This window comes from Mycobacterium sp. SMC-21 (assembly GCF_045310825.1).
Taxonomy (GTDB): domain Bacteria; phylum Actinomycetota; class Actinomycetes; order Mycobacteriales; family Mycobacteriaceae; genus Mycobacterium.
The window spans coordinates 126329-144766 of the sequence record NZ_JBJIAO010000003.1 but is presented as its reverse complement, the minus strand read 5'-3'; the positions used below and the strand labels follow the sequence as shown (position 1 = coordinate 144766).

Genomic DNA, 18438 nt, shown 5'->3' with positions numbered 1-18438 from the left:
CCGGGCAGTAGCGTGTCCCTCGCGCGCGACGAGCGGCCGCAAAATGCACGCGCAATGCGGCGTGTCTGCGTACAAACACGGCCGCTCGCGGTGAACTACAGGAACGTGCCGCGGCGGTTGGCCAGCAGCTGGTACAGCGTCTGCTGGATGGTGGCGCGCACCTGGTCGGTCAGCTCGAAGGTGATCATCGGGTCGTCGGCGGCGGACTCGTCGTAGTCGGCCGTCGAGATGGGCTCACCGAACTGGATGTACCACTTCGACGGCAGCGGCAGCAGGCCGATGGGCCCGGCGAGCGGGAACAGCGGCGTCAGCGGGAAGTACGGCAGCCCGAGCAGGCGGGCGAGCAGCTTCACGTCGCCGATCTTGGGGTAGATCTCCTCGGAGCCGACGATCGAGCACGGCACGATGGGCGCACCCGAGCGCAGCGCCGCCGAGACGAAGCCGCCGCGGCCGAACCGCTGCAGCTTGTACCGGTCCTTGAACGGCTTGCCGAGCCCCTTGTACCCCTCGGGGAACACGGCGGTCAGCTCGCCGGCCTCGAGCAGCCGGTGCGCGTCGGCGGTGCAGGCCATGGTGTGGCCGGCCTTGCGCGCCGCCTGTCCCACCACGGGCAGGTCGAAGACGAGGTCGGCGGCCAGCAGCCGCAGGTCCCGATGCTTCGGGTGTTTGTCGTGCACGGCGACCGACGTCATCAGTCCGTCGAACGGCAATACGCCCGCATGGTTTGCCACCACCAAAGCGGCGCCGTCATCGGGCAAATTCTCGATGCCGGATACCTCGACGCGGAACCACGAATTGAAAAGTGTTCGCAGCAACGGAAGAAAGACCGCATTGTTGAGATGCTGGTCGAAACCGAATTCGTCGACGCGGTAGTCGCCGGTCAGTCGCTTGCGGATGAAATCCGAAGCGGCACTTATACGTTGGGCCAGTTCGTTGGGCCCCTCGTCGGCGGCAGGGCCGGCCGCGGCAAACCGGTGCTGGTCGATCTCACGGACCACGGCAGCAATCTGCTCGGCCGATGCGCGGGTCCCGGGGTCGGTCAACAGCGAAGGATGTCGCAGCGTTGCATCCCGTTTCGACGCCCGACGTTGCGCAGCAGCGCGTGTCGAATTCGAATGGAGCGGAATGACTTTGGCTTTAGATTCGCCCGCCACGTCAATATCTCCCACCATCAAAAACTTGCGAAATCAGCGTCCCCACCGCTGCGCTGCGGCCACTGCACGACGCTCCACTGAGCCTACCCACCCCGGGTCGATAATGGGCGTCAGCGCGCGGCCTGAAACGTAATCGTCAAAAGCCTCCATGGTCGTCCACTTTGGGGTATAGCCGAGTTCCCTCGTCATCCGTGTGGTGTCCATGACCCGGCCGTAGCGCATGTAGTCGGACTGCTCGCGGTCCAGTTCGACGCCCGCGGTCGCCCGTCGCCACGCGTCGAGCACCCACATGGTGGGGCCGGCGAGCGGCAAACCGATGCGGCCGGACCGGCGAATGGCCTGGCTCATCAGGATGATGCCCGGCGCCCCGATGTTGAAGGTGCCGGCCCGTCCCACCAGCGTGGCGCGTTCCAGCGCCCCGAGGGCGTCCTGCTCGTGCAGCAATTGCAGCCGGGCGTCGTGCCCGAACGCGGTCGGCACCAAGGGACCTGCCAGGTACCGCGACAGCGCGGTGTCCATGGCCGGACCGATCATGTTGGCCAGGCGCAGGATCGTCACCGCGATGTCGGGCCGGCGCCGCGCGAGACCGCGGGCGTAGCCCTCGATGTCGATGCTGTCCCGGGCGAAGCCCTCCCCCGGTGGGCGGCGGGCGCTGCTGTCCTCGGTGAACATCACCGGATCACGCGAGCTGGACCCGTAGATCTCCGATGTCGACTTGAGGATCACCCGACGGACCGAAGGTGCCTTCTGACAGGCCGCGAACAACTGCATCGCGCCCATGACGTTGAGCTCTTTGAGCGCAGCGCGACCGGATTGCGGCACGTAGGACGCCGCCGCCGCGTGGACGACGGTGTCGACGTTGCCGTTCCGGATCACCTTGGCGATGAAGGGGTTGCGGATGTCCGCGCGGACGAACTCCGCGCGGCCCATACGCCGCAACATGTCCTTGCTCGGCGTGATCGCGTCGACCGCGATCACATGCTCGATGAGCTGGTTCTGAGCGAGTCTGGCTGTCAGATATCCGCCCAGGAACCGGCACGCCCCGGTGACCAGCACCACCTTGGGGTGGTGCAGGGTCTCGGGGATGTCCGGGCCGGAATCGCTTCCGCCCGGCGCTGTGGGCCGGCTTCCGGGGCGTCCGTCGGCATCCATTTGGTCAGCCTAGTGGGCGACGCAAACGAGCGCTGAGAACTACTTACCGAGTTTTCTGCGCTGAACCCGAGTGCGACGAAGCAGCTTGCGGTGCTTCTTCTTCGACATGCGCTTACGCCGCTTCTTGATGACTGAACCCATAGACTTTGAAGTCTCCGCTACTAGACGTCGATCCGTGAAGATCGGTGTGAAACCAACCCCGCCACTTTACCCGGCCGGGTTTCCCGCCACGAAAACGCCTGCTGGATACGCCCACTCATCAGTGATTTGAGCGCGCCCCGGCCGTGCTGACCCGGACGGCTCACGCCGAAGTCGCGGAGTCGGTGCTGCGCACCTGAGGTGCGCAGCACTCAGCCGAGCCCGCGGAGACTAACCCGCGTCGTGGTACGACGACTCGAGCAGGTCGTGCACGGCCTTGGCGTGCACCCGAAATGAGCGGCCGACACGCACCGCGGGCAACTCCCCGTTGTGCACCAGCCGGTATACCGTCATCTTGCTGACCCGCATAAGGCTCGCAACCTCGGCAACAGTCAGGAACTGCGTTCGTGGCTGATCGCCACCGTCACGCGCCGATGGCCCGTTCATAGACGTCATCGCAACCCAATCAATCAGGCACGGCCAGCTCCAGCGGCTTCCCCTCCGCTGGCACCAACGCGTGCTTACGAGAAGGAGAATAGCGTGGCCAATGTGGTTATTGCGACGGGTGTGGGGTAATCAATCTGAAATCTTAGAACTACTCAGATGTAATTCTTAGCTGCTCAGACCGTGTTTTTGCGGCTTCGACCGCGCTTGCGACGGCAGACCGCAGCCCACCACGTTCGAGTTCCCGCAGACCAGCGGCGGTAGTGCCCCCCGGAGAGGTCACCGAAGCCCGCAATGCCGCGGCGCTGGTGTCCAGCGGACCGACCGTGGAACCAGGCCCGGATTGGGTCATGCGATCGAGCAACATGGCCGCCGCACCGGCCATCGTCTGGGCCGCCAGCTCGGTTGCCACGGGCCGTGGGAGGCCTGCCGCGACACCCGCGTCGACGACCGCCTCGACCATCAGGAAGAAGTACGCAGGGCCCGAACCGGACACCGCGGTGACCGCGTCCATCTGCTTCTCGGGCACCGTCAGCACCGCGCCGACGGCCGAGAAGATCTCCGACACCTCGGCCAGTTGCGCGTCGGTCGCGTACCGGCCCCGTGACAGCGCGGTGATGCCCGCACCGACCAGCATGGGCGTATTCGGCATGACCCGCACCACCGGCGAGCCGGCCGGCAGCTTGGCCTCGTAGAAGGCCGTGGGGACACCCGCGGCCACCGACACCACGACCTGCTCGACGCTGCTGCTGTCGGCGTCGGCGGCAGCGTCGGCCAGCGTCTCGACGACGCCCTCGACGGCGTCGGGCTTGACCGCCACGATCACGTAGGCCGCGTTCTCGACAGCGTCCGCGACATCGGTGACCCGGACGGAGTACGTCTCGGCGAGCTGCGCGGCGCGCGCCGGATTGGCCTCGGCGACCACCAGATCCTTGACCTGTCGCCCGGACTGCAACAGCCCCGCCAGCAGGGCTTCGCCGATATTTCCGCCACCGATGATCGCAATTCTCGCCACGGGAGACAGCATGCCAGGACGGTGCGGGGTCAGCGCAGCAGGTGCCGCCGCGCGAATTCGAGCGACTCGACGAGCAGCGCCTCACGCTCGGCGTTGTTGCGTGCCGCCGATGTGGTGACCTCCAGGATCACGTGTCCGGCGAACTCCCCGGCGGCCAGCATCTGGCAGATCTGCACCGTCGGCTGGCTGCCGCGCCCGGGCACGAGATGTTCGTCGGTGGACGCGCCGTTGCCGTCACACAGATGCAGGTGCACCAGCCCCTTGCCCATGCGCCGCGCCATGTCGACGGCATCGGTGCCGGCCGTCGCCGAATGCGACAGGTCCAGCGTGTAGTGGGCGTGATTGCCGTCCAGCGGGTCGTAGGACGGCGCGAACGCCGAGATCCCCGGTCCCGGGTTCCCGCCACGCTTACGCATCCGCTCGATCGACGGCTGGCCGGTGCCGAAGAACCGGTCGGTGCGGAACGGGAACATGTTCTCGACGGCAACCAGCACGTCGCTCGATGCCTCGAGCTCGGCGACCTGATCGGAGAAGCCTTCGGCATAGCGGCGCTGCCACCGGAACGGCGGATGCACGACGACCGTCTGCGCACCCAGCTGCTCGGCGGCCCGCACGCTGCGTTCCAGCTTCGGGATCGGATTGGAGCCCCACACGCGCTGCGAGATCAGCAGGCATGGCGCGTGGACACTGAGCACGGGGACGCCCCACCGTTGCGACATCCGCTCGATCGCGTCGATGTCCTGGCTCACCGGCTCGGCCCACACCATCAGCTCGACACCGTCGTAGCCGAGGCGGGCGGCGTACTCGAAGGCAGCCTCGGTCCGCAAGGGATAGACCGACGCGGTGGACAGACCTACCTTGATGGCGGGACGCACAGGCCTCCGGTTCAGGCTGAGTAGAGCAGTGCCAGGGGTCCGAACGTGACAAGACCGCCGACCAGAATCGCGATCAGCGTACTGGCCAGATCATGATCCTTCCGGATCACCCGAATGCCGGCGACCAGGCCGAGGATCACCAGCATCGACAGCATCAGCGCCACGATCTGGTTCCAGCGCCACAGCTGGTCGAACGCGAAGAACATGCCGGCGCCGAACGCCACGGCCAGCAAGCTCTGCCCGACGACCCACGCGCCGCGCTTCAGGCCGGAACCGGACTCTTCGTCGTCCTCGTGGTCGGCTTCGTCGTGGTCGACGTCCTCGTCGCGCACGTCGGGGTCGGCGACCAGCTCTTCCCGCCGGGTGTCCTCGTCGGCCGCGAAGCCGCCGAACAGGGCGTCGTAGCGCTCGGCGCGGCCATTGCGCGACGGCTCACGCGGCGCCTCCGGAGCGGCTTCCGGCGCCACGGTGTCCTCGGCGTCCTCGGCGTCCTCCACGACGCGGACGGCGCCGGTGTCGAGCTTGGCGACGGGCTCGGCGTCCGTGAGCGAGAGCAGGTCGTCGTCGATGTCCGCGTCGGCCGGCGGCAGGTCCTCGTCGACCGGGTCGGGGCTCATCTCCTCGGCGCCGCGGACCGGCTTGAACGACCACCGGAAGGCGGGCTTGCGCGACGGCGCCACGAACTCCACCGGGTCGGCCTCGGCGTCGCGGCGGCGCAGGTGGTCCTCGTAGTCGTCGACCGCCGCGGTGTCCGGTGCGGGGGCGACAAGGTCGGTGTGCAGCATCTCGTCGACGACGTAGTGGGCCCCGGTGTCGTCGGGCTCCATCTCGTCGGCTGCCGACGGCGTCTCGTCCTCGACGGCGACGGCCGGCTCGTCGACGGCGGCCTCCGCTTCCGGCTCGGCGACGGGCTCGGGTTCGGGTTCGGCGACAGGCTCGGGAGCCGCTTCCTCCGTAGCCGGGGCCTCAGGGGCCTCAGCCGGCTCTGCGTGCGGCGTCTCCGGCCGGATGATCGGGATTTCGCCGGTCAGTTCGGCGACGGTCACCGCGTCGCTGTTCCCCCGCCGCCGGCGCCGGCGGCCACCGACCGGCGGCGCACCGATGGTGCCGTTCTTGGCCAGCAGCTCGGCGACCGAGATCGGTCGCGTCGCCGAGAAGTCGTCTGAATCTGTCATCGTGTCTCGCCTTTGGCGGGAGCCAATCCCGCGAACGTTTCGACCAAGTCGGTTCCATCGGCTTCACTGTCGAGTTTCCGCAGGATCACACCCTCCCGCAATGCCCACGGGCAGATGTCCACGGAGTCCAGCGACAGCGCTCGCATGGTCGCCTCGGCCACCAACGCACCGGCCACGATCTGTGGCGCGCGGTCGGCACTCACCCCCTCCAGTTCGGCTCTATCGGCGGTGGTCATCCTAGAGATGAAAGATATGAGCTGTCTGAGGCCGGCGGCGGTCAACGTGCGCTTCACGCGCGGTCCCGCGCCCGACGGCGCCGCACCGGTGAGCCGCGCCAGCGACCGGAACGTCTTCGACGTCGCGACCGCGAGCTCCGGCGTACCGGCCGCCAGCACCTTGGCCGCCGAGGCGGAAATCTCGTTGTCGAGCCAGTCACGCAGCACCGCCACGCGCCGCCGCCCGGGCGGATCCTCCTGCAGCCATTCGCGCGTCAAACGGCCCGCACCCAGCGGCATCGACAGTGCGACGTCGGGTTCTTCGTCGATGCCGCCCGAGAGCTCGAGCGATCCGCCACCGATGTCGAGGTTGATGATGCGGCCCGCGCTCCAGCCGTACCAGCGGCGCACGGCCAGGAAGGTGAGCCGCGATTCGTCGACCCCGGACAGGACCTGCAGCTGGACGCCGGTCTCGGCCCGCACCCGCGCCAGGACCGCCTCGGAGTTGGTCGCGTCCCGGACCGCAGATGTGGCGAACGCCATAAACTCCGCGCACCCCGAGCTGGTGGCGATCTTGGCGAACTCGTCGACGGTCGCGACGAGGCTGTCGGCACCCTTGCGGGTCAATTTGCCGGTGTCGTCGATCGCCTCGGCAAGGCGCAGCGAGGCCTTGGTCGAACTCATCGGTGTCGGGTGCCCGCCGCGGCGCGCGTCGACCACCAACAGATGAACGGTGTTACTGCCCACGTCGAGGACGCCCAATCGCACGGAAACCACGGTAACGGGTCTACGGTTGCGTGCTGTGACCGCATCGCAGAAGAGTGCCGGCGAGCCTTCGAAGCCCGGTTCCCACGAGGTGGGGCTGGACTTTGCCCGCGAGTGGGTGGAGTTCTTCGACCCCGACAATCCGGAGCATCTGATCGCCGCGGACATGACGTGGCTGCTGTCGAAATGGACCTGCGTCTTCGGGACGCCCGCGTGCCAGGGCACCGTCGAGGGCCGGCCCGACGACGGCTGCTGCAGCCACGGCGCCTTCATGGCCGATGACGACGACGTCGCGCAGCTCGAGGAGTCGGTCAAGCTGCTGACCGACGAGGACTGGCAATTCCGGGAGAAGGGCCTGGGCCGCAAGGGCTACCTCGAGATGGACGAATACGACGACAAGCCCAACCTGCGGACCCGCAAATACAAGGGCGCGTGCATCTTCCTGAACCGGCCGGGTTTCGCCGGCGGCATCGGCTGCGCACTGCACAGCAAGGCCCTCAAGCTCGGCGTCGAGCCGCTGACCATGAAACCCGAGGTCTGCTGGCAGCTGCCGATCCGTCGCACGCAGGACTGGGTGACGCGGCCGGACGGCACCGAGATCCTGCGGACCGTCGTCACCGAATACGACCGGCGCGGCTGGGGCGAGGGCGGCCACGACCTGGTCTGGTACTGCACGGGCGACCCGGCCGCGCACGTCGGCGCCCGGCCCGTGTGGGAGTCCTACGGGCCCGAACTGACCGAACTGCTCGGCGCGAAGGTGTACGCCGAGCTGGCGGCCCTGTGCAAGCGGCGGGCCGGGCTGGGGCTCATCGCCGTGCACCCGGCCACTGCGGCGGCAGAGAAGTAACCGCGAGGACTGGCGCGGGGAGCTAGCCCTCCAGCTTGTAACCCAACCCGCGGACGGTGACGAGGTGCACCGGGTTGGCCGGGTCGGCCTCGATCTTGGACCGCAGCCGCTTCACGTGGACGTCGAGGGTCTTGGTGTCGCCGACGTAGTCGGCGCCCCAGACCCGGTCGATCAACTGGCCGCGCGTCAGCACCCGCCCGCTGTTGCGCATCAGGTACTCGAGCAGGTCGAACTCCTTGAGCGGCAGCGTGATGGCGTCGCCGTTGACGGACACGATGTGCCGCTCGACGTCCATGCGGACCGGCCCGGCCTCCAGCACGCCGTCGGCGCCGACGGTGTCGTCGGACTCACCACCGCGGCGCAGCACGGCGCGGATGCGGGCGATGAGCTCGCGGGCCGAGTACGGCTTGGTGACGTAGTCGTCGGCGCCGAGTTCCAGGCCGACGACCTTGTCGATCTCACTGTCCCGCGCGGTCACCATGATGACCGGCACGCCGGACCGCGAGCGCAGCTGCTTACAGACGTCGGTGCCGCTCATACCGGGCAGCATCAGGTCCAGGAGCACGATGTCGGCCCCGGCCCGGTCGAACTCGGCCAACGCCGACGGACCATCGGTCACGACGGTGGCCTCGAAACCTTCCTTGCGCAACAGGAACGCCAAGGGATCGGCCAGGGACTCCTCGTCCTCCACGATCAGCACACTGGTCATTGGTTCGGTCGCCCTCCTTGTGATGGCAATGAGTGGTCGTCTCCCTCGTCGACATCCACGTCGTCCGAGTCGAGATAGGCCGGAATCGACAACGTGAACGTCGACCCGGTTCCCGGCTGACTCCACAGCCGGATGGTTCCGTTGTGGTTGGCCGCAACGTGTTTGACGATGGCCAACCCCAGCCCGGTGCCGCCGGTGGCCCGGGACCGCGCCTTGTCGACGCGGAAGAATCGTTCGAAAACCCGTTCCTGGTCAGCCTTTTCGATACCGATGCCACGGTCGGTCACCGCGATCTCGACATTGTCGCCGTAGCGGCGCCGGCTGATCGATACCTGGGAACCCTTGGGCGAGTACGAGATTGCGTTGGACACCAGATTCGCGAGCGCCGTCGCCAGCAGCGTCTCACTACCCAGCACCTGGTAACCGCGGGGCGCGTCGGTGGTGATCGCGATATCGGCGTTGTCGGCGGCCACCTTGTGCCGGGAAACCACCTCGGCGACAACGGAATCCACGTCGACCGCGTCGAGGTGCGGCAGCGGCTCGGCGCCCTGCAAGCGGGACAGCTCGATCAGTTCACCGACCATGTTGGCCAGCCGGTTGGACTCGGTGACGATCTTCTCGGCGAACCGGTTGACCATGTCCTGGTCCTCCGACGACGCCAGCAGCGCCTCGGCCAGCAGGCCCATGGCACCGACCGGCGTCTTGAGCTCATGACTGACATTGGCGACGAAGTCGCGGCGACTGGCCTCCATGCGGGCCTGTTCGGACTGATCGTTGACGTAGACCACCGCGAAGCGGCCGTCCTCTTCCGTCAGCTGCCGCGCCAGACCCCGCACTGCCAGCCGGGACCGGCCGGGGTTGGCCCGTTTGGCCGGCGACAGGTCGAACTCGACGTCCTCGCCGGTGGCGAGGGTCCGCTGCGCGGCCTCCCACGCCCGGTCGTCCAGCAGCCGGTCCCGCACCAGACCGAGGTCCTTGGCCAGGCCGTTGGTGTAGACGACGTCGCGGTAGGTGTCGACGACCGCCATGCCCAGTGGGGACATGGACACGATGTGCGCGAACATCTCGGACACCGTGAGGCCGGACTGCTCGGCGGCGCGGCGCTCGCGGCGCTCGTTCAGCCGCGGCACCCACCGCATGCCGATCGCGATGCCCAGGGCCAACGCGAGCAGCGCCGTGGCGGCCACCAGAGGCAGCGCGTACGACAAGCTCACGGGCAAATCGTACGCATCAGATGAACGCCATCCCAGCAGCGAGCGGCCGGATCGGTACAAGTCACACGTACAAATCCAGGTGTTTCACTGGTGTTAACCGCTGTTCACCAGCTGTTCGCGGCGTCAGTGCTGTTTGGCGCCCTGCGCGGCGACCGCGGCGGCTCCCGCGGCGGCTGCCTCGGGGTCCAGGTATTCGCCACCGGGCACCGTCGGCTTCAGATTTTCGTCCAGTTCGTACCGCAGCGGGATGCCCGTCGGGATGTTCAGGCCGGTGATCTCGTCGTCGGACATGCCGTCCAGGTACTTCACCAGCGCGCGCAGCGAGTTGCCGTGTGCCGCGATCAGCACGGTCTTGCCGGCCTTGAGGTCGGCCGCGATGGTCTGCTCGAAGTAGGGCACGAACCGCTTGACGACGTCGGCGAGGCATTCGGTCAGCGGCGCGTCGATGCCGGCGTACCGCGGGTCGCCGTCCTGGCTGTAGGTGCTGCCCTTCTCGATCGGGGGCGGCGGGGTGTCGTAGCTGCGGCGCCACGACATGAACTGGTCCTGGCCGTACTTGGCCAGCGTCTCGGCCTTGTCGAGGCCCTGCAGCGCGCCGTAGTGCCGCTCGTTGAGGCGCCAGTCGCGGTGCACGGGAATCCAGTGCCGGTCGGCGGCGTCCAAAGCCAGGTTGGCGGTGGTGATCGCGCGGCGCAGCAGCGACGTGTACAGCACGTCCGGCAGCACACCCTGCTCGACCAGCAGCTTTCCGCCTCGGACGGCCTCGGCCCGGCCCTTGTCGGTGAGGTCGACGTCGACCCAACCGGTGAACAGGTTCTTCTCGTTCCACTGGCTCTCGCCGTGACGCAGCAGGATCAAGGTCGGCATGGCCTGCATCTTCTCACGTGCGGTTTTTTGGGGGGCGCTCTGGCTAGCCCACCGCCGAGAGTGGGCGATGTGACCGACAAATCGGCGGTACTGCGGCCATTTCGCCCACCTTCGGTGGCACGGACAGCTCAGATCGCGCAACCCGCCGCCCGGAGCCGAGTTCTGACACGGGCGACTACGGCGTCCGGCCGCCGCAACATCACGGCACTGACCCTGATCACCGTCCAGCCCAGTGACTCCAGAATCGCGATGCGCTCGATATCCCAGGCCCGCTGGCGCGCATCGGCCCAGTGCTGAACACCGTCGTACTCGACAATCACCTTCCACTGCCGCCAGCCCATGTCCACGCGGATGTGCGCGGCGCCGTACTCATCGAAGAACTCGATCTGCGTTTCGGGCGCCGGTAAGCCACCCGCGATCAGCGCTAACCGCAGCCGGGTTTCCTGAGGCGACTCAGCTCCGCCGTCAGTCAGATTCAGCGCCTTCGTCAGCTGACGGATGCCGCGCATACCCGTTCGGTTGAGCGCGAGCCTCTCTACCTCGATGATGTCCAGCTTGGTCGCGTTCAGCAGCGCATCCAGAATCGGCACAGAGCGGGCCTCGGGCAACAGCCTGCCGATGTCGAACGCCGTCCGAGCCGGCGTGGTGACGCGCATGCCGCGCCTGATGCAGATGTCGTCCGAGGCCAACTGGTACGAGTGAATCGTCAGCCCGGGCGGGCCGTGTTTCTCCTGACGCACAATGACGGCCGGCGCATCGACATCCAGCCATTTGGTGCCGTGGACCGCCGCTGCCGACACCCCTGCCAACACCGCGTCGGGCCCAGCGAACAGCCAGGCCGCGCGAGCCTTGAGCTCCGCGGTCACCGCGACGTCATTGGGCACGTAGACGTTACGGAAGATCGCACGGTTCCGAGTGAGCAGTTGATGCTTGGTGAGCTCACCCGCCCGGACCGCCGCACGGCCTAAAAATGGTTCGGTCATGATTCGAGCGTTGGCGCGACCACCGACAAGCCAGGCCACGAAACCGAGGGTTATCCACAGGCCAGTGCTACCCAAATCGCACCGAAAGTGGGCAAAATGACTGCTAAATCGCCGATCGTGCGGTCATTTCGCCCGCTTTCGGCGCTGAACCCCTACTCCGGCCGCAGGTGCTCGAACGCCTTGAGGTTCTTCAGCGACTCCCCGCGGGACAGCCGCCACTTCCACTCTTTCTCGATCGACGAGCGGAACCCCAGCTCGAGCAGGGTGTTGAAGTCGAAGTCGACGGCCTCGATGACCTGGCCCATCAGCCGGTCGATCTCGTCTGGGGTCACCGCATGCAGCGCCATCCGGCCCACCAAATAGATGTCGCCGATGTTGTCCAGCGTGTAGGCCATGCCGTACAGCCGCCGATTGCGGCGCAGCAGGTACTTGTAGACGCCCTCGAAGTTCTCGTCGGGCTTGCGGCAGACGAATGCCTCCAGGCGCACGCCGTGCTCGCCCACGCTGAGCAGCGTGTTGGTGGTCAGCCGGCGCTCACCGGGCAGCGCCACGACGATGCCGGGCCGGCCGTGCACTCCCCCGTCGTGGTGGGAGAAGTCGAGTTCGTGTGCGCGCAGGGTCTCTTCGATCAACTGGGTGACGGTGGCGGCAGTCGTCATGCGCGCACGCCCCGACGAATCAGGAACCGGCGGCTGCGGTAGTCGGCGATGGCCCGCGTGTAACCGGCCAGCAGCGCGTCCACGGTGTGGGCCCACGAGAACGTCGCAGCGTGCTGTAAAGCGCCGTCGCGCAGGGATTCCGGACCCATTTCCAGCGTCCGCCCGATGGCGTTGGCCCAGTCGACCGGATCGTGGCCTTGCACCAGCACGCCGCTCACGCCGTCGCGCACCGCGACAGGTAGCCCGCCGACAGCGGCGGCCACCACTGGCGTCCCGCAGGCCTGCGCCTCGACCGCGACGAGGCCGAACGACTCCGAATAGCTCGGCACCGCAACGAGATCCGCGGCACGGTAGACATTGACCAGCTGGTCACGGGACTGCGGCGGCAGGAATGTCACACGGTCGGTGATACCCAGCTCGTCGGCGAGGGAAACCAGGCCGTCGGGTACGGCCAGGCCACTGCCCGACGGACCGCCGGCGACCACGACGCGCACGTCGGGCAGCTTGGCCGCCGCGCGCAACAGCACGTCGGGCGCCTTCAGCGGCTGGATGCGGCCGACGAAGGCGACCACCTGTTCGTGGGGCGAAAGCCCCAGTGCCGCACGGGCTTCGGCCTTGTCGCCGGGCGTGAAGGTCGTCAGGTCGACACCCGGATAGGCCACGTCGATGCGGGCCGGGTCCGCGTGGTGCAGCGAAACCAGTTGCTGCGCTTCGTCTTCGGTGTTGACGATGAGCCGGTCGGCGGCGTCGACCACCTGCTGCTCACCGACCGCGCGCAGCGCCGGCTCCGGGGTATCGCCTTCCGCCAGCGACAGGTTCTTCACCGCGGCCCACGTGTGCGCGGTGTGCACCAAGGGCACGGCCCAGCGGTCCGAGGCCAGCCAGCCCACCTGCCCCGACAGCCAGTAGTGCGAATGCACGATGTCGTAGTAGCCCGGCTCATGGTTGGCCTCGACGCGCAGCACACCCGCCGTGAAAGCGCACAGCTGCGTCGGCAGGTCGTACTTGTCCAGGCCTTCGAACGGGCCGGCGACGATGTTGCGCACCAGGACGCCGGGGGCCACCCGGACGACCGGGGCGTCGGTCGACGACGTGGCGCGGGTGAAGATTTCCACCTCGACGCCGCGGCGCGCCAACTCGAGGGCGCTTTGCAGGACGTAGACGTTCATGCCGCCGGCATCGCCGGTGCCCGGTTGGGCCAGCGGCGAGGTATGGACCGACAGGACGGCGACACGCACGCCCTCCATCCTTACACCGTCGCTTCGGGCGCCCGCCGTCCGGTGGTCCGAGCTGGGCATTTTGGGGACGCTCGACGCCCGCGAGCGGCCGTGGAATGCACGCCTGACACGGAGTGTCGGCGTGCAGACACGGCCGCTCGCGGGAAGTACCCCAGGCCGGGACGGTGGGCACCTAGAGCATGTTGGTGGCGGTGCGGCGGGCGACGGCCATGACGGTGATCATGGGGTTCACGCCGGAACAGGTCGGCATGGCGCTGGCGTCGGCGATCCACACGCCGGGGGTGTCGTGCAGCTCGCCGGACGGCTTGGCGACCGAGGTCTGCGGGTCGGCACCCATCCGCGCGCTGCTCATCTGGTGGGCGCTGAACACCGGGGTGCCGCCGGGGCCGATCGGCAGCTCGTTGACCTTCGCGATGAACGCCTCCAGGTCCTCGCCGCGCTGCCACGGCGCGAACGGCTGGCCCGCCGCGTAAATCTGCTGCGCGCCCGCGGCCGCGTGCATCCGGATGGACGTCTCGATGCCCTCCCGGAAATGGCGGCGGTCGAGCTCGTCGGTGAACGGGTACCAGTGCACCGCCTCCCCGTCGGCGTCGATGGTGACGCTGCCGTTGCCGCGGTCCTTGACCAGGACGACCCAGTCGGCGCGGTTCTGGTACTGCCGGGCGAGTTCCTTGTGCTGTGCGCCCGACAGCCACGGGACGGTGGCGGTGAACAGCCCGGGCAGGTGCTGCACGCACTCGATGAGGTAGCCGTGCCCGTCGTGGACTTCGGCGAATTCGTTCATCACGCCGGCCATGGCGGGGCCCGACCACGGCTCCTGGCGGTCGTCGTAGATGCCGCTGACCAGGGTTGCCGGGTGCAACCGCAGGCCGGTGCCGACCGCGGGGCCGCCGATGCCCGAACGCAACAGCAGCGCCGGGGTCTCCAGGCTGCCCGCGGCCGCGACGACCTGCGGGGCGTTGATCAGCACGCGGTGCGCGGTGCCGGTGACCGGGTCGGTGTACGTCGCCTCGACACCCGCGGCCACTCCGTCGCGCGTGACGATCCGGTGGGCCCGGGTGTCGGGCAGCAACTGGGCGCCGGCGTCGGAGGCGTCCTGCAGGAACGTCTTCATGGTGCCCTGCTTGGCGCCTGTCTGGTCACCCATGCCGCTGTAGCCGACCAGCGCCGGGTCGAAGCGTTCCGGGTCGATGTTGAGCTGCGCGACGCCGTACGAATAGTCCAGCGCCGCAGCGCCTTCCGACAGGCGTTGGTGCGGTTCGTTCTGGACGGCGACCTTGTCGCAGCAGCCGATACGCTCGAACACCGCGGCCAGGTGCTCGTCGAACGACGGGCCGGTGACATCCGTCAGCCCGTACTCCTCGGCCCACGTCTTGCGGACCGTGGCCGGCGTCAGCAGCGAGTTGGACCAGTTGACGGTGCTGCCGCCACCGACCGTCGACCCGGCGGCGATCGAGACCATGCCGTCGGCGCTCGGGAAGAAGCCGCCGCGCAGGAACAGGTTGTGATAGGCGACGGGCTCGAGCTGCACGAAGTCCGATTCGTTGCGGTAGCCGCCGGCTTCCAGGACGATGACGCGCTTGCCCGCTGCGGCCAACACCGCAGCGGCAACGCCGCCACCCGACCCGGATCCGACGATGACGACGTCCGCGTCGAGCGTCGTATCCGCCGACGGGGTGATGACCGACAGCGTCTTCGGCGTCTGCGGCGGCTGTTGCGCGGGGCCGGGGTACCCCATGCCCGCCCACAACGGGTTTCCGTTCTCGCCGCCGGGCAGGCTGTAGGAGAACAGCACCGACAGCGTGTACAGGGCCGTCATGGCCGCGGTGGTCTCGGGCGAGATGCGCGACAGGTTGCCGACGATGACCTCGCGCACATTCAGCGGCTGGTTGTTGAGGCCGACCAGCTCGGCGGTGTCCAGCAGCTGCTGCAGGCCGGCGAACTTCTCGGCGGGCAGCTTGGCGATCAGGTACTGCTCGAGCACGGCGTCGGTGCCCAGGTCACTGCCTTTGGTGGCGAAGAATCCGGTGGGGTCGTCGTCGCGCCGCACCGCGGCGACGTAGGTGTCGACGATGGACTTCAGGGTCGCGCGCTGTTTGGTGGTGAATGCGTTGGCCATGGGAGTTGCTTTCGAAAGTTGTTGGGGAGAGGGAAGTTTCAGGGCAGCTGCAGGGACTTGGTCTCGAGGAATTCCTCCAGGCCCCACTTGCCGAATTCGCGCCCGTTGCCGGACTGGCCGTAGCCGCCGAACGGGGCGTGGATGTTGAAGGCACCGTCGTTGATCTGCACCTGGCCGGACCGCAGCCGGCGGGCCACGGCGATCGCGCGCTCCCGGTCCGCCGAGTACACGCCGGCGTTGAGCCCGTAGATGCTGTCGTTGGCGAGGCGGACGGCTTCCTCCTCGTCGTCGTAGGCCTGGATGACGAGCACGGGCCCGAAGATCTCCTCGCGCACGATGGCCATGTCGGGTGTGCAGTCCGAGAACACCGTCGGCCGGACGTAGAAACCGCGGTCGAGGCCGTCGGGCGGGGTCGGGCCGCCGGCCACCAGCCGCGCACCTTCGGCGATGCCCTGCTCGATGTAGCCGATGACGCGGTCGCGCTGTACCGCGGACACCAGCGGGCCCAGTTCGGTGGCCGGGTCGAAGGGATCGCCGACGCGCAGCGCCTCGGTGCCGGCGCGCGCAATCGCTTCCACCTCAGCGACTTTCGCGCGCGGGACGATCATGCGGGTCAGCGCGATGCACGTCTGACCGGAGTTGAGGAAGCACCGGGTCAACCCTTCCCGCACGGCCTCGAGGAGGTCGGCGTCGTCGAGCACCACCAGCGCGGACTTGCCGCCGAGTTCCAGGCCGACGCGCTTGACGGTCTGTGCGGCCACCGCGCCGATGCGGCGGCCCGCGGCCGTCGACCCCGTCAGCGACACCATGTCCACCTGCTCGTGCGCGACGAGCGTCTCGCCGACGCCCGGGCCGGTGCCGGTGACCAGGTTGAAGACGCCCGGCGGCAGGCCGATCGCATCGAACACCTCGGCCAGTACGTAGGCGTTGAGCGGTGCGACCTCGCTGGGTTTGAGCACGACGGTGCAGCCCGCGGCGAGCGCCGGCGCCACCTTGGCGGCGATCTGGTGCAGCGGGTAGTTCCACGGCGTGATCGCGACGACGACGCCGATCGGCTCACGGACCACCAGCGAGTTGTAGACCTGCTCCTCGAACGGAAAGCTCAGTGCCACATCGGCGATCGACACGAACGACTGCACCGGCAGCCCCGCCTGGACCACGTTGCTGTACGCGAACGGCATGCCGACTTCTTGGCTGATCAGCGTGGCGATCTCGGTCTGGCGGCGCTGCAGTTCCTCGGCGGCCAGCTTGAGGTAGCCGGCGCGCTCGGCGACCGACGTCGCCGCCCACCCGGGAAACGCGGCGCGCGCCGCGGCCACCGCCGCGTCGGCATCGTCGGCGTCGCCCAGCGGGATGGTCGCGATGACGTCCTCGGTGGCAGCGTTGACGACCTCGAATCGCTCGGTGCCGATCGACGGCTGCCACCGGCCGTCGATGTAGTGCGAGTCGTGTTCGATCATCGGGTTGCTCCTGTCGGGAATCGTCAAAGATTTGTCACTGCGACCTATGCCATTCCCAGGGTGCGATGTGATGCCCACCATATTCTTGGTCTGGCGGGACAACGAATCGCGCGACGTTGTTCGCGCGGACAAATGAGGAGCGAATGGATGCGGACCGATCCGGCCGTGACGGACTGGCTGGCGCAGTTCGCCGAGGCGTCGGAGCACCGGGAGACCCTCGACCACCTGGTCACCGTCGTCGATGACGAGATCACCGAGGCGTTGCCGATGTTCACGGACCCGACGCTGCGCCGCGATCTCGATGCGAGCACCCGCTCGAACTGGAAGGGTTTCCTCGCCGTCGTGACGCGCGACATCGTCGACGTGCGACCGGCACCCGAGATTTACGATCTGGCGCGGACCCTCGCCCGCCGCGGCTACGAACTGCCCGTGCTGCTGGCGGTCTACCGCATCGGGCAGCGGTCCGCGTGGCAGTTCATCACCGAGACGCGGGTCGCCGCCATCGGTGACCCAGAGCTGCGCGCCGCGGTGCTGATGCAGCTCTGGCCGCGGCTGGCGGGCTGGCTGGACACCATGGTCGAGGCGCTCATCGTCACCTTTTCCGACGAGCGCGACCAGTGGCAGCGGGGCGCGCGGGCCCGGCGCGCCGAAACCGTCCGGACCATCCTCGCGGGCCAGGCCGTCGACATCGACGACGCCACCACCGCGCTGTCGTACCCACTTCGCCAGCGGCACACCGCATTTGCGGTGTGGGTCGACGAGCCGGTGGCCGACGCCGACGTGCAACGGCTACTCGACGCCACCCCGGTCACCGTCAGCGCGGCCCTCGGTGCCGACCGGCCGCTGACGATAACCAGCGGAGCCCGTACCGTGTGGTGCTGGTCGGCCACGGCGGGACCGTCGAAACCCCTGCCCGACAACGCTATTGCCGCACTGCCCGAGTTCGTCCACGTCGCGCTCGGCACGTGCCATCCCGGTGTCGACGGATTCCGCCGCAGCCATGCCGAAGCGCTGGCCGCCCAGGCGGTGGCGCACCGCCGCGGCGCCGGCGCAGTTCGTTATGACGACGTCGAATTGGCTTGTCTGGCAGCGGGTATCGCGGGCGAAGACGGCATGGCCACATTGGTGCGACGGGAACTGGGCGCGCTCGCGGCGGCCGACGACGGGGCGGCACGCCTGCGAGACACGCTCCGGCTGTATCTGGAACACGCGGGTGACGCCCGGGCCGTCGGCGAAATCCTGAACCTGCACCCGAACACCGTCCGCTACCGCGTCCGGCAGGCCGAAGGGCTGCTCGGGCACTCCGTCGACCACCGCCGCGTCTACCTCGAACTGGCGCTGCACATCGTCAGCGCCTTCGGCGCTGTTTAGGCCACGCGACGATCAAGCGGCGGGGAACGAGCCGCTTG

General features: G+C 68.3%; 18 protein-coding genes. 2 read left to right on the top strand and 16 right to left on the bottom strand.

What is annotated here, in order from left to right:
- Positions 1-95 precede the first annotated feature (95 nt).
- The 8 genes from ACJH6H_RS04425 to ACJH6H_RS04390 all read right to left on the bottom strand — a co-directional run bounded on the left by ACJH6H_RS04425 (position 96) and on the right by ACJH6H_RS04390 (position 6936).
- Positions 96-1172, bottom strand: a complete 1077-nt coding sequence (locus ACJH6H_RS04425; RefSeq protein WP_406774324.1) for a lysophospholipid acyltransferase family protein — start codon at positions 1170-1172, stop codon at positions 96-98.
- A 15-nt stretch (positions 1173-1187) separates the two neighbouring features.
- Positions 1188-2306 (bottom strand): SDR family oxidoreductase, encoded by a 1119-nt coding sequence (locus ACJH6H_RS04420; RefSeq protein ID WP_212807059.1) that lies wholly within the window; start codon positions 2304-2306, stop codon positions 1188-1190.
- A gap of 39 nt (positions 2307-2345) precedes the next feature.
- Complete coding sequence (locus ACJH6H_RS04415; protein WP_003402602.1) at positions 2346-2447, bottom strand: 30S ribosomal protein bS22; 102 nt, start codon at positions 2445-2447, stop codon at positions 2346-2348.
- A 228-nt stretch (positions 2448-2675) separates the two neighbouring features.
- Positions 2676-2900 carry a cell division/environmental response transcriptional regulator gene (locus ACJH6H_RS04410; RefSeq protein WP_029105159.1) on the bottom strand — a complete coding sequence of 75 codons (225 nt, stop codon included), beginning with the start codon at positions 2898-2900 and terminating at the stop codon, positions 2676-2678.
- Positions 2901-3039: 139 nt separating this feature from the next.
- Positions 3040-3903 (bottom strand): pyrroline-5-carboxylate reductase, encoded by an 864-nt coding sequence (gene proC, locus ACJH6H_RS04405; protein ID WP_318986665.1) that lies wholly within the window; start codon positions 3901-3903, stop codon positions 3040-3042.
- 29 nt (positions 3904-3932) lie between these two features.
- Entirely contained in the window at positions 3933-4778 is an 846-nt protein-coding gene (locus ACJH6H_RS04400; protein WP_212807060.1) for a sugar phosphate isomerase/epimerase, read from the bottom strand.
- A gap of 11 nt (positions 4779-4789) precedes the next feature.
- On the bottom strand, positions 4790-5953 hold the full coding sequence (locus ACJH6H_RS04395) for a hypothetical protein (protein ID WP_212807061.1): 1164 nt from the start codon (positions 5951-5953) through the stop codon (positions 4790-4792).
- Positions 5950-6936, bottom strand: coding sequence for a Ppx/GppA phosphatase family protein (locus tag ACJH6H_RS04390; RefSeq protein WP_029105158.1), 987 nt, complete (start codon positions 6934-6936; stop codon positions 5950-5952). Before ACJH6H_RS04390 ends, ACJH6H_RS04395 begins: the two co-directional genes overlap by 4 nt.
- A 34-nt stretch (positions 6937-6970) precedes the next feature.
- On the opposite strand from ACJH6H_RS04390, the gene ACJH6H_RS04385 reads away from it, so the two are divergent.
- Positions 6971-7780: a hypothetical protein gene (locus ACJH6H_RS04385; RefSeq protein WP_318986613.1), complete on the top strand. Its 810-nt coding sequence runs from the start codon at positions 6971-6973 to the stop codon at positions 7778-7780.
- Between the two features lie 22 nt (positions 7781-7802).
- On the opposite strand, the gene regX is transcribed toward ACJH6H_RS04385, so the two are convergent.
- From regX to ACJH6H_RS04345, 8 genes are all read right to left on the bottom strand, one after another.
- Positions 7803-8489 (bottom strand): response regulator transcription factor, encoded by a 687-nt coding sequence (gene regX, locus ACJH6H_RS04380; protein ID WP_212814598.1) that lies wholly within the window; start codon positions 8487-8489, stop codon positions 7803-7805.
- Positions 8486-9703, bottom strand: coding sequence for a cell wall metabolism sensor histidine kinase WalK (locus ACJH6H_RS04375; protein ID WP_212807064.1), 1218 nt, complete (start codon positions 9701-9703; stop codon positions 8486-8488). Before ACJH6H_RS04375 ends, regX begins: the two co-directional genes overlap by 4 nt.
- Before the next feature lie 123 nt (positions 9704-9826).
- Complete coding sequence (locus ACJH6H_RS04370) at positions 9827-10579, bottom strand: phosphoglyceromutase (RefSeq protein WP_346415937.1); 753 nt, start codon at positions 10577-10579, stop codon at positions 9827-9829.
- Positions 10580-10698: 119 nt separating this feature from the next.
- Positions 10699-11553, bottom strand: coding sequence for a DUF559 domain-containing protein (locus ACJH6H_RS04365; protein WP_212807063.1), 855 nt, complete (start codon positions 11551-11553; stop codon positions 10699-10701).
- 152 nt (positions 11554-11705) lie between these two features.
- A complete protein-coding gene (locus tag ACJH6H_RS04360; RefSeq protein ID WP_318986614.1) occupies positions 11706-12212 on the bottom strand; it encodes a YbjN domain-containing protein in 507 nt (168 codons plus the stop codon).
- Positions 12209-13459 carry a D-inositol-3-phosphate glycosyltransferase gene (gene mshA / locus ACJH6H_RS04355; RefSeq protein ID WP_406774323.1) on the bottom strand — a complete coding sequence of 417 codons (1251 nt, stop codon included), beginning with the start codon at positions 13457-13459 and terminating at the stop codon, positions 12209-12211. The genes ACJH6H_RS04360 and mshA overlap by 4 nt, the downstream gene beginning before the upstream one ends.
- 163 nt (positions 13460-13622) lie before the next feature.
- Complete coding sequence (locus ACJH6H_RS04350; protein WP_212814600.1) at positions 13623-15569, bottom strand: GMC family oxidoreductase; 1947 nt, start codon at positions 15567-15569, stop codon at positions 13623-13625.
- Positions 15570-15607: 38 nt separating this feature from the next.
- The gene (locus ACJH6H_RS04345) at positions 15608-17029 is read right to left on the bottom strand and encodes an aldehyde dehydrogenase family protein (protein ID WP_406774322.1); all 1422 of its coding nucleotides are present in this window, start codon (positions 17027-17029) and stop codon (positions 15608-15610) included.
- A gap of 147 nt (positions 17030-17176) precedes the next feature.
- Between ACJH6H_RS04345 and ACJH6H_RS04340 the strand changes: the two genes are divergently transcribed.
- Complete coding sequence (locus ACJH6H_RS04340) at positions 17177-18400, top strand: PucR family transcriptional regulator (RefSeq protein ID WP_406774321.1); 1224 nt, start codon at positions 17177-17179, stop codon at positions 18398-18400.
- Positions 18401-18438: the final 38 nt, after the last annotated feature.